General features: G+C 73.9%; 13 protein-coding genes. 4 read left to right on the forward strand and 9 right to left on the reverse strand.

Annotation, left to right across the window (positions count from 1 at the left end; genetic code table 11):
- Window positions 1-82 precede the first annotated feature (82 nt).
- Genes M1L56_RS11920 through M1L56_RS11935 form a run of 4 tightly spaced genes read right to left on the reverse strand, consistent with a single transcriptional unit; the run spans window position 83 to window position 5,443 of the window.
- Window positions 83-1,222, reverse strand: coding sequence for a glycosyltransferase (locus M1L56_RS11920; RefSeq protein WP_248599405.1), 1,140 nt, complete (start codon window positions 1,220-1,222; stop codon window positions 83-85).
- Window positions 1,219-2,241 carry a glycosyltransferase gene (locus M1L56_RS11925; RefSeq protein ID WP_248599406.1) on the reverse strand — a complete coding sequence of 341 codons (1,023 nt, stop codon included), beginning with the start codon at window positions 2,239-2,241 and terminating at the stop codon, window positions 1,219-1,221. Before M1L56_RS11925 ends, M1L56_RS11920 begins: the two co-directional genes overlap by 4 nt.
- Window positions 2,238-3,443, reverse strand: a complete 1,206-nt coding sequence (locus M1L56_RS11930; RefSeq protein ID WP_248599407.1) for a glycosyltransferase family 4 protein — start codon at window positions 3,441-3,443, stop codon at window positions 2,238-2,240. Before M1L56_RS11930 ends, M1L56_RS11925 begins: the two co-directional genes overlap by 4 nt.
- The gene (locus M1L56_RS11935) at window positions 3,440-5,443 is read right to left on the reverse strand and encodes a glycosyltransferase (protein ID WP_248599408.1); all 2,004 of its coding nucleotides are present in this window, start codon (window positions 5,441-5,443) and stop codon (window positions 3,440-3,442) included. The genes M1L56_RS11930 and M1L56_RS11935 overlap by 4 nt, the downstream gene beginning before the upstream one ends.
- A gap of 175 nt (window positions 5,444-5,618) precedes the next feature.
- Here M1L56_RS11935 and M1L56_RS11940 point away from each other — a divergent pair, with 175 nt between their 5' ends.
- Genes M1L56_RS11940 through M1L56_RS11950 form a run of 3 tightly spaced genes read left to right on the forward strand, consistent with a single transcriptional unit; the run spans window position 5,619 to window position 8,430 of the window.
- Entirely contained in the window at window positions 5,619-6,854 is a 1,236-nt protein-coding gene (locus M1L56_RS11940) for a glycosyltransferase (RefSeq protein WP_248599409.1), read from the forward strand.
- Window positions 6,851-7,546, forward strand: coding sequence for a hypothetical protein (locus M1L56_RS11945; RefSeq protein ID WP_248599410.1), 696 nt, complete (start codon window positions 6,851-6,853; stop codon window positions 7,544-7,546). Before M1L56_RS11940 ends, M1L56_RS11945 begins: the two co-directional genes overlap by 4 nt.
- Entirely contained in the window at window positions 7,543-8,430 is an 888-nt protein-coding gene (locus M1L56_RS11950; RefSeq protein ID WP_248599411.1) for a hypothetical protein, read from the forward strand. The genes M1L56_RS11945 and M1L56_RS11950 overlap by 4 nt, the downstream gene beginning before the upstream one ends.
- On the opposite strand, the gene M1L56_RS11955 is transcribed toward M1L56_RS11950, so the two are convergent.
- Complete coding sequence (locus tag M1L56_RS11955) at window positions 8,396-9,316, reverse strand: alpha/beta hydrolase (protein ID WP_248599412.1); 921 nt, start codon at window positions 9,314-9,316, stop codon at window positions 8,396-8,398. The genes M1L56_RS11950 and M1L56_RS11955 overlap by 35 nt on opposite strands.
- Before the next feature lie 99 nt (window positions 9,317-9,415).
- Here M1L56_RS11955 and M1L56_RS11960 point away from each other — a divergent pair, with 99 nt between their 5' ends.
- Window positions 9,416-10,117, forward strand: a complete 702-nt coding sequence (locus M1L56_RS11960) for a TetR/AcrR family transcriptional regulator (protein ID WP_248599413.1) — start codon at window positions 9,416-9,418, stop codon at window positions 10,115-10,117.
- 124 nt (window positions 10,118-10,241) lie between these two features.
- Here the strand turns inward: M1L56_RS11960 and M1L56_RS11965 are convergent, their stop codons facing one another.
- The 4 genes from M1L56_RS11965 to M1L56_RS11980 are packed head-to-tail and all read right to left on the reverse strand — an operon-like array spanning window position 10,242 to window position 14,175.
- Window positions 10,242-11,654: an FAD-dependent oxidoreductase gene (locus M1L56_RS11965; RefSeq protein ID WP_248599414.1), complete on the reverse strand. Its 1,413-nt coding sequence runs from the start codon at window positions 11,652-11,654 to the stop codon at window positions 10,242-10,244.
- 34 nt (window positions 11,655-11,688) lie between these two features.
- The gene (gene cobA / locus M1L56_RS11970) at window positions 11,689-12,459 is read right to left on the reverse strand and encodes a uroporphyrinogen-III C-methyltransferase (RefSeq protein WP_248599415.1); all 771 of its coding nucleotides are present in this window, start codon (window positions 12,457-12,459) and stop codon (window positions 11,689-11,691) included.
- Window positions 12,456-13,451, reverse strand: a complete 996-nt coding sequence (locus M1L56_RS11975; protein WP_248599416.1) for an ABC transporter permease — start codon at window positions 13,449-13,451, stop codon at window positions 12,456-12,458. Before M1L56_RS11975 ends, cobA begins: the two co-directional genes overlap by 4 nt.
- Complete coding sequence (locus tag M1L56_RS11980) at window positions 13,444-14,175, reverse strand: ABC transporter ATP-binding protein (RefSeq protein ID WP_248599435.1); 732 nt, start codon at window positions 14,173-14,175, stop codon at window positions 13,444-13,446. The genes M1L56_RS11975 and M1L56_RS11980 overlap by 8 nt, the downstream gene beginning before the upstream one ends.
- Window positions 14,176-14,212: the final 37 nt, after the last annotated feature.

The following is a 14,212-nucleotide window of genomic DNA, read 5'->3' on the forward strand; positions in this document are numbered from 1 at the left end:
TGGATCGCGGTGCCTCGAATGCTACCGGTCGACGGAGCCGGCGTGCCGGGCGGGGGAGCCGCCGGTCAACGCTGCCCGCGCCTCAGGGCGCGCCACCGCCGTGGCCGGCCGCCAGGCGGCGGAGCACTGCGGCCATCTCGCTCGCGCGGTCCGCCCAGTCCGGCACCGGCGCGTCCGCGTCGTCCGGGAACCGGGTCGGCGACGGAACGGACCGGACGACGGCGTCCGCGAACGCGGCCCCGGCGGCCACGGTGATCAGGGGGTCGTTCGCGTCGCGGAAGCCGGCGACGGGCGTCGAGACGACCGGTCGTCCGACGGCACGGTACTCGTACAGCTTGATGGGGTCGAGGCTGTCGGTGAAGGCGTCGACGACATGGGGGACCACGAGGACATCGGCGTGCTGGAGGTACCCGGCGACGTCATCGCGTCGGCGTGGTCCGAGCAATCGCACTCCCGCGCGCTCCAGCCGGCGCAGCCGTTCGGCGTCGAGCAGGTTCGGGCCGACCAGCACGAGCGTGCCACGCGTCCCCAGCGCCAGGGCGGTCGCCTCGCACACCCGGGCGTCGATGCGATCGCCGTGGACGGTCCCGAGGTAGAGCGCCACCGGTCCTGCCGGCAGGTCCGCGGGCCGCGGTCGCGGTCGGCGATAGTCGGCGACGTCGACGGCGTTCGGAATGAGTTCCACGCGTCGCAGGTCGCCCTTGCGGCGGGCGAGTTCCGGCGAGCACACGACGACCTCGCCCGCGAGCCGGAACAGCGTCGCCTCGTTCGCGGCGGTCCGCCGGCGCTCCGCGTCCGGCCGATCGGCGGCCAGCCAGTCGTCGGTGATGTCGTACAGCGTCGGCCAGCCCGAGAGCTCGGCCAGCGACGCCAGACCCGGGTCGTTGATCCAGAGCAGCGGATGCCGCATCCCGAGCCGGCTCGCCGCCCGCATGACCGCGCGGGCGAGCCGGTGGTCCGCCCCGGGATCGAGCCGCCGCGGCATCCACTTCACCGGGCGGACGGCGTGCAGTCGCCCGGCGGCGATCTCGGGCAGCTCACGGAGGCGGTGGCCGAACTGCGGCCGCCGCCGCGAGCGGAGGTCGTGGACCGGGTCGGCCGGCGGTTCGACGAAGAGCACCCGCAACCCGGGGTCGGCACGCAGCAGCTGCGCGACGAGGTGCTGGTTCCGGCGCCACACGTCGTCCCAGCGCTCGAGCGACACCACCACGAGGTCCGTCACAGCACCCCCCGGTAGACGGCGTCGGTCCCGTCGACCTGCGCGCGGGTGGAGAAGGCCTGCTGCTGCCGGTCGCGCTCGGCGGCGCCCAGCGCGTCGCGACCGGCCGGGTCCCCGGCGAGGGAGCGAAGGCGGCGCGCCGCGTCGGTGGCGTCGTGGGGCCGGAACAGGGCGCGATCGTCGAGGTCCGCGAGCAGTTCGACGTGGCCACCCGCGGCCGCTGCGACGACCGGCAGTCCTCCGGCCATCGCCTCGAGCACCGTCAGCCCGAGCCCCTCCACGGGGCACGGCGCGACCAGCATCCCGGCCCGGTCCATGACGCTCGGCAGGTCGGATCGGAACCCCGTGAAGGTCACCGCCTCGGCCAGTCCCAGTTCGCGCACGAGCGCCTCCAGCCGCCCCCGCTCGGAGCCGTCGCCGGCCACCTCGAGGGTCCAGCCCTCCATGGCCAAGCCGGATTCGGCGAACGCCCGAACGGCGAGGGCGGTGTGCTTCTCCGGCTCCAGGCGCTGTGCGATGAGCACCGTCCGATCGCGCGCGCGACCGTCTCCGGGTGGACGGCCGTCCACCCCGGCGTGCACCACCGTGGTCGGGCGGCCGACGGATGCCGCAACGGCGGCGCTGATCGCGATCTCGGCGTCGATGCGGTGGCTCACGAGGGCGTCGATGGGCAGCGGACCCACGCGGCCCCGCGGCCGCGCGAAGTGGCGGGTGGCGACGAGCGCGGGACGGCGCCGGGTGCCCGAGGCGACGACCCCGGCGACATCGGCGGCCGTCATGTGGGTGTTCACCACGTCGACCCGGCGGATCCGCGGTCGCAGGGCGCGCACGACGTCCATCGTGCGCGCCGCCGGCACGTGCTCGACACCGACCGCGGTCAGCGCCGGACGCATGCGCCCGGGGTCGCCGCCGACCACGACGACGGTGTGACCGTCTCCGGCCTGGGCGACCGCGAGTCGCAGCACGAACTGCTCGACGCCGGCGAACCCGTCGGATCGGACCGCGTGCACGATGCGCGTCATCCGCTCGACCCGGGCCCGGCGTCGCGGGAGCGCGTCGCGACGCGTGGCGGTCGGCGTCGCGGCGTCGCGGTGGCTCGCTCGGCGGCGAGCTGCTCCGCGAGCTCGAGGTACCGCGCCGCGGTGGCACGCCAGGAGTGCCCCTCGACGCTGGCGCGCGCGCGGACTCGGTAGGCGTCGAGCTCGTCGTCGTCGAGGTCCGCGACCTGCTGGAGCCGTGCGCCGACGCGCTCGGGATCCCGGTCGACGAGGTGGCCGTTGACGCCGTCGACGATGATCTCCGGTGCGTATCCGACGGGCGTGGTGACGACGGGGAGGCCGCTCGCGAGCGCCTCGAGCACGACGAGCGCATTGGCCTCGTATGCACTCGGCAGGACGAAGACATCGGATGCCGAGAGGAAGGGCGCGAGGTCGTGACGGGGTCCGACGAACAGGACCCGCTCGCCGACACCGAGTGATCGGGCCATGCGGTTCGCCTCGGCGATGATGTCGTCGGACCCGCCGACGACGAGCAGCAGCACGGACGGGGCCGAGCGGAGACCCTCGATGGCGTACCGCAGGCCCTTGCGGTGGAACTCGTGCCCGATGAACAGCGCGACGCGGTCCGCGGCGTCGAGGCCCAACGCGTCGCGCGCTTCGGCGCGCTCGTCCGGGGTGGGCGGACGGAACCGCTCGAGGTCGACGCCGTTCGGGATCTGCACGAGGCGCGGATGCACTCGGCCGTACGACTCGTGGAGCTCGGACACGTCCTGCCGTGACAGCACGACCACGGCCCGGTGGGTGCGTCCCCGGTACCGGATGCGGTCGCGCAGGTGGATGAAGATGTGGAACGGATTGCGGATCATGAGCCAGGCGGCGTTCCCTCGGGCACGCATCGCCGCGAGGATCACGCCGTGGTTCACGTAGACGTCGCCGGCCATGACGTCGTTGTGGCAGATGGCGATCGCGTCCGGCCGCTCGGCGAGATGACGCCGAGCGCGCACGGTGCCGAACGTGCTGAACCAGACGACGCGCCAGCCTCGCGCGAGACGCCTGAGAAGCTTCGTGCGGGGCCACGGCCGAGGCTTCCCGCGCCGGGCGTCGTCGAACGTGTACCGCTCGACGGTCGCGCCGAGCGCCTGCAGTTGCTGCTCGAGGTTCCATGCGACGCCGGCGACGCCGGAACCCGGGCCGATGAAGGGCACGATCTGCACGATCCGCGTCATGCGGCACGTCCCGTCGTCCGGCGCAGGTAGCGAGCCTCGACGCGGACCGGTCCGAGACGGTAGAGCGCGGCCCGCTTCCGCGCCGCCCGGCCCCGTTCACCGGGCAGCGCGACTGAGCGCGCCATCGCACCGAGCCACTGCGCGACGCGGGCCGCCTGCCAGCCCAGTTCGCCGTGGTGCTTGCGGAGGTAGCGCTCCAGCGAGGCGTGGAAGTGCGCCTCGCGCCGATCGGGGTCGCTGCTCGTCCCGGCTCCCACGTGCATCGCGTGTGCGTCGACCACCTCGGCATGGCGCCAGCCGAGTCGGTGCGCGCGGTACGCCCAGTCGGTCTCCTCGGCGTAGAGGAAGAACCCCTCGTCGAGCCAGCCCACCTGATCGAGCGCCTCGGCCCGGAGCAGGAGCACCGAACCGATCACGAACGTGGGCCCGCGACGCAGCCTGCCCAGTCCGATCGCCTCGAGCCAGGCGGCGGCCGGCGACGGGAACCGCCACTCGACGCTGGTCCGCGTACCGTTGCCGTCGACCTGGGACGGCCCGACGCTCGCGAGGTCGGCGCGGGCCAGCAGGGCGGCGTGGAGGGTCTCGATCGCCGCCGGCGTGACGACAGCGTCGGGGTTCACGAGCAGCACGTCCGCTCCCGGACGGAGCCGGCGTGCGAGTGCGAAGTTGACGCCGGCGGCGAATCCTCCGTTCCGCCGCGGATCCAGGTACCGCACACCGAGCTCGGCGCACAGCGCGGCGATCTCTGGCATCGACGAATTGTCGACGACCGTGACCGGCAGGCCGACGAGCGGCCGGAGCGCGTCGACGAGCAGATCGGGGCTGCCGTAGGCCACGAGGACGACCTCGAGTGCGCGCGGCCGTTCTCCTTGGTCGGGGTCACCGATCCGAGGAGCGTTGCGCTGCACCGATCGGTAGAGATCCCGGTACGCCTCGCCGATGGCGGCCCAGCTGCAGGATGCGGCACGAGCGAGGCCGAGGTCGCGAAGCTCGCGGGCGCGCGGGCCGCCAGCCTCGACGAGCGCCGACGCGAGGGCCTGGGGGTCGCCAACGGGCACCACGATGCCGGCGCCTCCGACGACGTCGGGGAGTGCTCCGGCGTCGCTCGCCACGACCGGGATGCCGGACGCCATCGCCTCGATGGCGACCCGGCCGAACTGCTCGGTCCAGCTGCGGGTGGGGATCGACGGCACGGCGATCACGTCGACGGACCGGTAGAAGGCGGGCAGCTCCTCGGGTGCCAGCGGTCCGACGAACTCGATGCGGTCGCCGAGGCCGCCCCGGGCGGCCGCCGTACGGAGTCCGGCGGCGGCCGGGCCGTCCCCGGCGACGCGCGCGCTGAGTCGGTCGTCATGCGACAGGGCCTCGAGCAGGACGCCCACGCCCTTCTCGGGCACCAGTCGGCCGGCGAAGCCGACGACCACCCGGCGGTCCGCCGACCGCGCCGGATCGGCGTCGGGTCCCGGTCCCGCGTCCGGCTGCGGGTCGGCGTGGTACCGGCCGAGGTCGACCCCGAGCGGGATCACGCGCGCGCGCCCGGCGAAGCCCTTCGTCTCGACGATGCGGGCGGCGTCGGCGTTGCACGCCGAGATTCCGGACGCGGTGCGCAGCGCGAGCCGCTCGAGCCATCGGAACGGCACCGGGTAGCGCTTGGCGAGGTTCTGGGCGGTGTAGAGCACGACGGGCGCACGATTGCGACGGAGTGCTCGGATCAGGAGGAGCTCGGCGGTTGCGAGCGAGAACGGCTCCTCGTGCACGTCGATCACGTCCCACGCCTCGCCCATCCGGCGCCAGATCGGCCGCGGGTCGTACAGGAAGAGCGCGGGGTGACGGCCGAGGGTGCCGACGCCCTCCACTCGTTCGCCCGGGCGGGGCCGCAGGGCCACGGGCGCGCCGCCCTCGGGCCAGGTCCGGGCGGTGACGAGCGTCACCTCCACCCCCAGGTCGGCGAGTGCGCGTTCGCGCCCGCGCCACTCGTCGACGACCGCGCTGTGCGACACCCGGAACGCTCGCACCCCGCCCCCTTCGACGTAGACTGACCCCGACAGGTACAAGATATCCGTGCGCCACCGCGACCGTCCGGTTCGGTCCGTCGCGGATCGGTCGCCGTGGCGGGGGGAAGCGCGGGGAACAGCAGTGGCCGACGATGCGCGCACCGAGCCTCCTGCTCTCAGGGTGCTGCACCTCGATCACACCACCGTGCCGGGCGGGGCGGAGTACGCGCTGCTTCGAATGCTCCAGGCCGGGGTCGCCTGGTCGCCGACGGTCGTACTGGCACCCACCGCGGAGACCGGGCTCGGCGTGTACGCCGCGCTGCCTCCGAGCGTCGACCGGCGGGTCGTCGGGGTCCGCCAGCCCGCCGGCGTGAGCCGCGACGGTCCGGGCCTGCAACTGGTCGCCGCCGTCCGGCTGGTCGTGCAGGCCGTCGTCACGCGGATGCTGCCGGAGTTCCGGCACGCCGGCATCGTGAACGCGAACACGGCCCGCGCTGCGGCGTACGGGGCGCTGGCGGCGCGGTGCTCCCGGGTACCGTTCGTCGTCCACCTCCGCGACATGGTCGACCCCTCGGCGCTGGGGCGCACGGGCGACTTCCTCATGCGCCGGGTCATCCTCCCTCGGGCGGACGGGGTGATCGGCGACACCGTTCCGCCGCTCGACTCGGCACGTCCGCATCTGCGCCGGGACGCCGTCGTCCGCGTCATCCCGAGCGCCTCGGGGCTGCGGCCGAGACCGCCCGCGCCCACCCGGAGGGACGGGGGGCTGCGCATCGGCATGCTCGCGAGGATCGACCCGTGGAAGGGACAGCGGCTGCTCCTCGACGCGTTCGCCGACGCATTCGCGGGCACGGATGCCACGCTCGAACTCGCCGGTTCGGCACCGTTCGGGCACGAGCGGTTCCTCGCCGAGCTCCGTGCCCGTGCCGTCGAGCTCGGTGTCGCCGACCGCGTGGTGTTCCACGGCCACGTCGAGGAGGTGGACTCGCTCATCGAGAGCTGGGATGTCGCGGTCCAGGCCTCGACACGCCCGGAGCCGCTCGGCCAGAACGTGCTGCAGTACCTCGCGGCCGGCCGGGCGGTCGTCGTCGCCGACGAGGGCGGCCCGACCGAGTGGGTGCGCCACGACGTGAACGGGATGCACTTCCCCGCGCGGGACGTGGGCGGTCTCGCCTCCGCGCTGCGTCGGCTCGACGACAGCCCGGCCCTTCGAGCGCGCTTGGGCGCGGCCGCGGCCGCGACGCCGGGTCTGCTGACCGACGCGGAGGTCGCCCGGGCCCACGCCGCCGTCTACGGTGAGGTGCTCGACGCGGTCCGCAGTCGCGCAGCCGGGGAACGGCGTGGCCTCCGCCGTCACCGCACAGCGGGATCGGATGGGCGTCCGGCGCGCGTCCACGGACTCCGGGAGGGCGCATGACGGGACCGGCAGAGAGCGCGCTCACGGTGCTCCTCGTCTGTACCGGGAACGTGAACCGATCGGCGCTGGGGCATGTGCTGCTCGAAGCGTGGTCGCGGTGGTACCTCCCCGCCGACACGGCTGATCAGGTCATGATCCGCAGCGCGGGGCTCCGCGCCCCGGAGGGGTCCACGATGGGACGTCGCGCTCAGACGATCGCGCGCGCGCTCGGCGTCGACGGGGCGGCGCATCGGGCCCGTCGACTCGAGGATGACGACCTCCGCGGCGCCGACCTCGTTCTCGTGTCATCGGTCGGTCAGCGCGACCGGGTGCTCGGGCTCGTCCCGGCTGCATTGCAGGCGACGTTCACGATCCGGGAGGCCGGCCGGATCGCCCGGTCGCTCGACCCGTGGTCTCCACCCGAGACGATCGCCGAGATGCGGGCACGTATCGCACTGCTGGCACGCAACCGTGGTCCTGCGGGCGGCGAGGATGACGACATCATCGATCCGCAGGGCCGCGACGACGCGGCGTACCGGCTGATGGCCCGGCAGGAGGTTCCGGCGCTCACCGCGGTCGCGGAATGCCTGTTCGGGATGTCGCCGGCTGAGGCGGCCGCCTACCGCGAGGCCGTGGAGGCCTCCGGTCTCGGGCTGGCGGGCGATGCCGCTGCTCCCGACGCCGGGACCTCGCGCGGTCGGCGCCGGGCATGAGCGGCCGGGAGACCGGGCCGAGGGCCGACGGCCGGCCGGCCGGCGCGAACGCGCCGGTCGTCCCGGTCGACCTGCTCGTGAACTGCTACGAGCGGACCTACCGCGCGGTGCTCGCATCCGGATTCTTCCCGGCCGTCGCCGCGCAGAACCGCGTCCAGTTCAGTGCGCGGATCGCGGTCGTGAACAACGTCGTCGAACGGGCGGATGCGCAGCGCCGAGCGGATCGGCTCCTCGAGGACGGAGAGATCGACGACGTCGTCTTCGTCGAGGACCGGCTCGACGCCGCGCTCGAGCGGACCGGCCTGCGGCGTCGGAACCTCGGCCAGCGCCCGTACTTCGTCGACTACGGTCTGGTCATGGCGGTCACCGGCGACTCGCCCCACGTCCTCGGCTGGGACGCCGAGGTCGCGCTCGAGGCGCCTGCGGACTGGATCACTCCGGCGCTCGCCCTCCTGCGCCGGCGGAGCGACGTGTTCTCCGCGGCCCCGCGGTGGCCGGCCCGCGGGTACGACACCCTGGACGCCGAGACGATCGCCACCGAGTCGCCGTGGCGGATGACCTGGGGCTTCAGCGACCAGTTGTGGCTCGCGCGTCGCGCCGAGCTGGCCTCGAGGATCTACCGGACCTTCGCCCCCGCGACACTCGCGCGAACGCCGATGCACACGTTCTCGTTCGAGGCGCGGCTGGAGTCGTACCAGCGCACGCATCGGCGATTCCGGGCCGTCCATGAAGGCGTCCGGTACCGCCACAACGACCTCGAGGGCGTGATCGAGCGCCTGGGGGGACCGACGCGTACCGAGCAGGCCCGGGCGGTGGTCTCCCGCGTCACCCGGAAGGTGCTCTACACCGTCAAGTCGCAGCACCCGTCGCTTCGGCTGCCCTGACCACGTCGACCGTGCGGCCGAGCGCGTCGACGCCCGCCGGTCCGCCGGTGACGAACGCGGTGATCGCGTCGAGCGCGGCATCCGCACCGAGGACCCGGTTGTGCCCGTGCCCGTCGGTCACGACGAGTCGCGATCGGTCGCCGTGCGCCGCGTGCAGGCGGATCGCCTCGCCGACGGCGACCTCGCGGTCGGTGCGGTCGTGCACGACGAGCAGCGGCATCCGCTCGGGGAGGGGTGCGGCGACGCCGTCGAAGCGGGGCCACGGGTCGGCGAGGTGCGGCAGGACGCGGCGACCGAACCGGAGCGCGAGCGCGTCGGCGCTCGCCGGGCCGATGCCGACGCGGCCGGCGAAGGTGTCGACGAGGGTGCGCGCGGCGGCCATGCCGCCGATCGCGACGACGGCACCGGCCGCGACGCCCTCGGTCACCGCGGTGCGTGCGGCCATGGCGCCGAAGGAGTGGCCGATGATCGTGTGGAACCGGCCGTGGCGCGACTGCATGGCCTCGATCGCGGCGAGCCAGTCGCGGATGTCGGTGCGCCGGCCGGCCGAGTCGCCGTTGGCGGGCGCGTCGAATGCGACGAGCCGGAAGCCCTCGGAGCGCAGCTCGCGGATGATCGGCGCGAACTGCGAGGCGCGCCCGCGCCATCCGTGCACGAGGAGGATCGTGTCGGGCCCGCCACCCCACTCGTAGGCGACGAGGTCGCGCCCGCGCACGCGGAGGGTGCTGCGTCGCGCGGCATCGTGGATCGCGCGGTCGGCGGGCCGCACCGGCAGCGGGCTGCCGATGTGCATGAAGAGGGGCAGGGCCAGGCGTGCCGCAGCCTCCGGTGAGACGCGCTCGGCGGCGCGGACGGTCGCGGCGACGGCGAGGAGGGCGCGGGACATGGTGGCTCCGATCCGGCGGGGTCTGCGGCATCCGTTCGATGAATGAATACGAACGATCGTGCGTTTAGTATACGAACGTTCGTGCGTAAACTGCAAGTGATGACCGACCAGCTGCTGACGAGCACGACGACGGATGCCGCATCCGCGCCGGACCACGCCGACGGCCGCCGCCTCCGCGGCGACGCCTCGCGCCGGGTGATCCTCGCCGCGGCGGTCGACCTCGCGTCGGTCGAGGGACTCGACCAGCTCTCGATCGGGCGCATCGCGCAGGCCGCCGGGCTGTCGAAGAGCAATGTCGCGACCCTGTTCGGCACCAAGGAGCGCCTCCAGCTCGCCGCGGTGGAGACCGCGCGCGAGCGGTTCATCGAGACGGTCGTCGAGCCGGCCCGCGCGCATCCGCGGGGCTTGGCCCGTACCCTCGCGCTCGCCGACGGGTGGATCGCGTACTCGCGCGACCGCGTCTTCCCCGGTGGGTGCTTCTTCGCCGAGGCCGCCGCCGACTTCGACGCCAAGCCCGGCGAGGTGCGCGACGCCGTCGCCTCGACCCTCCGCGAATGGGGCGGCTACCTCGCCGCCACCCTGCAACATGCCTGCGACCTCGGCGAGCTCCCCGCGCTCGACGACGCGAAGCAGGCCGCCTTCGAGTTCAGCGCGCTGCTCGAGCTCGCCAACCGCGACTCGCTGCTGACCGGTCGCAACTCGTCGTACCGCCGTGCCCGTGCGGGCATCGCGTCGCGGCTGCGCGCCGCGGGCGGCGATCCGGCCGCGATCGACGCGTTCGCCGCCGTCGCCGACGGCTGACGCCGCGCGACCCCGAGCGCGCCGGACGCGAAGTGTCGCTTCGGGCGGGCCGTTGCGACGATTCGCGCCCGACGTGAGCCGGGCGGACGGGCGGCGAAGCCGCGGGGCCGGGGCCCGGCTCGGGTCAGCCCGCGATGAGGGCGCCGTCGCGCGAGAGCGCGACCTGCTCGTCGCGCGGCACGACCTTCACGCGCTCACGCGTCACCGGACCCTCGAACGCTTCGCCGAGTCCGCGCTCGTGCGCGTCGAGCGCCAGCCAGCCGTTCCAGGTCGTGTAGCGGATGCCGCGAGCCTCGAGCAGCTCGAGCACCTCGCCGCCGTCGGCGGCCTCGACCACGGGCGCGGCGAGCGCCCCGGACGTCGCGTCCGCGACCAGGTTCGTGATGGTCTCGAGCGCGTCGCCCTTCGTGTGGCCGATGAGGCCGACGGGGCCGCGCTTGATCCAGCCCGTGGCGTACACGCCGGGGACCGGCGCGCCCGCGGCATCCGTCACCCGACCGCCCGCGTTGGGGATGACCCGCGCGCGCTCGTCGAACGGCACGCCCGCGACCGGCGAGCTGGCGTACCCGACCGCGCGGTACACGGCCTGCACGGGCACGTCGACGAACTCGCCCGTGCCGGCGACCGAGCCGTCGCCGACCGGGCGGGTCCGCTCGAAGCGCACGCCCTCGACGCGATCGGTGCCGAGCACCTCGACGGGGGAGTGGAAGAAGTGCAGGTGCAGGCGGCGCGACGCGGTCGGCTGCCAGTCGGCGGGCTTGCGCCATCCGTTCAGGGTTCGGGTCATGACCTTCACCTGGTTGTTCGTCGCGAGCAGGTGGGCGGCGTGCTCGTCGCCCTCGGCGCGCGCGAAGTCCTCGTCGTACACGATGACGTCGACGTCGGGCACCTCGCCGAGCTCGCGCAGCTCGATCGGCGTGAACTTCACCTGCGACGGGCCGCGACGGCCGAACACGTGCACGTCGGTCACCGGCGAGGCGAGCAGCCCCTCGTGCACGTTCGCCGGGATGTCGGTCGAGAGCAGGTCGGCGGGGTGCTTCGCGAGCACGCGCGCGACGTCGAGCGCCACGTTGCCGTTGCCGATCACGGCGATCGACTCGGCCTCGAGCGGCCACTCGCGCGAGACGTCCGGGTGGCCGTCGTACCAGGCGACGAAGTCGGCCGCACCGTACGAGCCGGGCAGGTCGATGCCCGGGATGTCGAGGGGCGCGTCCTTCAGGGCGCCCGTCGCGAAGATCACGGCGTCGTAGCGCTCGTGCAGCTCGTCGACCGTGACGTCCCGACCCACCTCGACGTTGCCGATGAGGCGGATGGTGCCCTCGTCGAGCATCTCGTGGAGCGAGTTGACGATGCCCTTGATGCGCGGGTGGTCGGGCGCGACGCCGTACCGGATCAAACCGTACGGCGCGGGCAGCGACTCGAACAGGTCGATCGCGACCTGCCCGCCGGCCTCGTCGACCTGGCGGCGCAGGATGTTGCCCGCGTAGATGCCGGCGGGGCCGGCGCCGACGATCGCGACACGGAGGTTGAGGGTCATGGGGTCATGGCCTTTCGAAGAGGTGCAGGGGCGGTCAGTCGATGGCCGGCGGCGCGGCGAAAGCGGATGTCGCGAGCTCGGCGGGCGCGTACGGGCTGAGCCGCACGACGTCGCCGACCACCACGACGGCGGGCGACCGGACGCCCCGCACCGCCGCCTGGTGGGCGATCGTGTCGAGCGTGCCGATCGTCACTCGTTGGCGAGGGCCGTACCCATCCTCCACGATCGCGACTGGGCATTCGCCGCCACGATCGCCGCGGGCGAGCGTGATCGCCGAGTTCGCGAGCGTGCCGACGCCCATGAGCAGCACCACGGTGTGGTCGCGGCCGCCGCCGAGCTGCTGGATCTGGTCGTGGCCGGTGACGACCGTGAACGTCGTCGCGAGGCCGCGATGCGTGAGCGGGATGCCGGCGATGGCGGGCACCGAGACGGCGCTCGTGATGCCGGGCACGACCTCGACGTCGATGCCGCGCTCGCGGCAGAAGGCGAGCTCCTCGCCGCCGCGCCCGAAGACGTACGGGTCGCCGCCCTTCAGGCGCACCACGCGCTTGCCGTCGCGGGCGAGGGAGACGAGCAGCTCGTTGATCGCGTCCTGCGGCACGGCGTGGTGGCCGGGGAGCTTGCCGACGTCGACGATCTCGGCCCGGAGTTCGACGCCGTCGGCGGCGAGGCCGTCGAGCACCGAGCGGGCGCCGAGCCGGTCGGCCACGATCACGTCGGCCTGCTCGAGCGCGCGCAGGCCGCGCAGCGTGAGCAGGCCCGGGTCGCCCGGGCCCGCGCCGACGAGGAGCACCCGGCCGCTCATGCGCCCGCTCCCGTCAGCCCGCGGCGGCGCAGCAGCCCGCGCTCGATCGGTGCGAACACCAGGAGCTCGATGACGACGCCGATCGCGAGGATGACGAGGATCGTGCCGAGCGCGCCCGCGAGGTCGGCGAGGTCGCGGCTCTGTTGCAGCATCGAGCCCAGGCCGAAGCCGATCGTGCCGCCGAACGCGATGATCTCGGCCGCCATGAGCGAGCGCCACGAGAACGCCCATCCCTGGCGGAGGCCCGCGAGGTAGCCGGGGAGCGCCGCGGGCACGACGACCGCGGTGGCGAGCTGCCACCGCGACGCGCCGAGCACCGTGCCGACCCGGCGCAGCTGCGGGGGCACCTGGTCGATGCCCGCGACGAGCCCGTTGGCGATGGATGGCACGGCGCCCATGAGCACGACGAAGTACACCGTGGCATCCGTCAGCCCGAACCAGATGATCGCGGCCGGCACCCACGCGACCGATGGCAGCACCTGCAGGCCCGACAGCAGCGGCTGGAACGCGCGACGCAGCAGCCGCGACTCGGCGAGCAGCAGGCCGAGCGGCGTGCCGATCGCGATCGCGATGAGGAAGCCGAGGACGCCGCGCTCGAGGCTCGTCGTCACCGCGAGCTGCAGGCGACCGGACTCCCACGCCTGGCCGAGTGCGGCGGCCACGTCGAGCGGGCCGGGGGAGAGGTCGGGGCGCGGCTGCGCGATGACGGTGTACGCCTGCCACGCCGCGATGAGCAGCGCGATGAGGACGATCGGCGGCAGCGCGCCGTCGACGAGGCGTCGCCACCACGGGCGCGCCGTGCGCACCTCGGTCTGCAGGGCGTCGAGCCCGCGCAGGTCGGCGTTGAGCGAGTCGGTCGTGTTCGTGGGTCGAGTAGGACCAGAAGGGACCGTATCGAGACCGGGGGTGGTGGTCTCGGTACGCGCCTTCGGTGCTCCTCGACCACCGGGGTCCTCCGACGCCACTCGACCATCGGACAGCAGCTCAGGCATTACGGCGGATCTCCCTTCGCAGGTGCTCGGTGATCTCGATCGAGAGCGTGCCGACCTGCGGCGACTCGATGCGCCGCGGGCCCTCGTCGGCGATCTGCCACTCGCGCACGATCCGCCCCGGACGGCTCGACATGAGCAGCACGCGCTGGCCGAGGCGCACGGCTTCGCGCACGTTGTGGGTGACGAACACGATCGTCCGGCCGGTCTCGCGCCAGACCCGCTGGAGTTCTTCGTGCAGCAGGTCGCGCGTGATGGCGTCGAGGGCCGCGAACGGCTCGTCCATGAGCAGCACCGGGCGGTCCTGCGCGAGCGCCCGGGCGAGGGCCACGCGTTGGCGCATCCCGCCCGACAGTTCGTGCGGGCGCTTCTCCGCGGCATCCGCGAGGTTCACGACGTCGAGCAGCTCGAGGGCGCGGGCTCGGCGGGCCGGCGCCGACAGCCCCGACCCGCCGAGCCGCAGCGCGAGTTCGACGTTGCGCCGGGCCGTGAGCCACGGCAGCAGCGACGCGTCCTGGAACATCACCGCGGCGCCGCCGTCGGCGACTTCGACCGCGCCGGCGCTCGGCCGGTCGAGGCCGGCGACGATCGAGAGCAGCGTCGACTTTCCGCAGCCCGACGCGCCGAGCAGGCACGTGAACTCGCCCGGCGCGACCTCGAGGTCGATGCCGTCGAGCACGACCGGTCCGTCGTCGGCGTATCGCTTGCCGAGGCCGGTGAGGCGGATGGCGGGGGCCGGGGCCCCGACCGGGTTGGTCTCGGTG

The organism is Agromyces sp. C10, assembly GCF_023217995.1.
Classification (GTDB): Bacteria; Actinomycetota; Actinomycetes; order Actinomycetales; family Microbacteriaceae; genus Agromyces; species Agromyces indicus.

Excerpts from the sequence above, each read along its gene's own strand:
- M1L56_RS11925 (WP_248599406.1), bottom strand. The coding sequence starts at position 2,241 with ATGACGCGCATCGTGCACGCGGTCCGATCCGACGGGTTCGCCGGCGTC.
- M1L56_RS11930 (WP_248599407.1), bottom strand. The coding sequence starts at position 3,443 with ATGACGCGGATCGTGCAGATCGTGCCCTTCATCGGCCCGGGTTCCGGC.
- M1L56_RS11945 (WP_248599410.1), top strand. The coding sequence starts at position 6,851 with ATGACGGGACCGGCAGAGAGCGCGCTCACGGTGCTCCTCGTCTGTACC.
- M1L56_RS11950 (WP_248599411.1), top strand. The coding sequence starts at position 7,543 with ATGAGCGGCCGGGAGACCGGGCCGAGGGCCGACGGCCGGCCGGCCGGC.
- M1L56_RS11955 (WP_248599412.1), bottom strand. The coding sequence starts at position 9,316 with ATGTCCCGCGCCCTCCTCGCCGTCGCCGCGACCGTCCGCGCCGCCGAG.
- M1L56_RS11960 (WP_248599413.1), top strand. The coding sequence starts at position 9,416 with ATGACCGACCAGCTGCTGACGAGCACGACGACGGATGCCGCATCCGCG.
- M1L56_RS11965 (WP_248599414.1), bottom strand. The coding sequence starts at position 11,654 with ATGACCCTCAACCTCCGTGTCGCGATCGTCGGCGCCGGCCCCGCCGGC.
- cobA (WP_248599415.1), bottom strand. The coding sequence starts at position 12,459 with ATGAGCGGCCGGGTGCTCCTCGTCGGCGCGGGCCCGGGCGACCCGGGC.
- M1L56_RS11975 (WP_248599416.1), bottom strand. The coding sequence starts at position 13,451 with ATGCCTGAGCTGCTGTCCGATGGTCGAGTGGCGTCGGAGGACCCCGGT.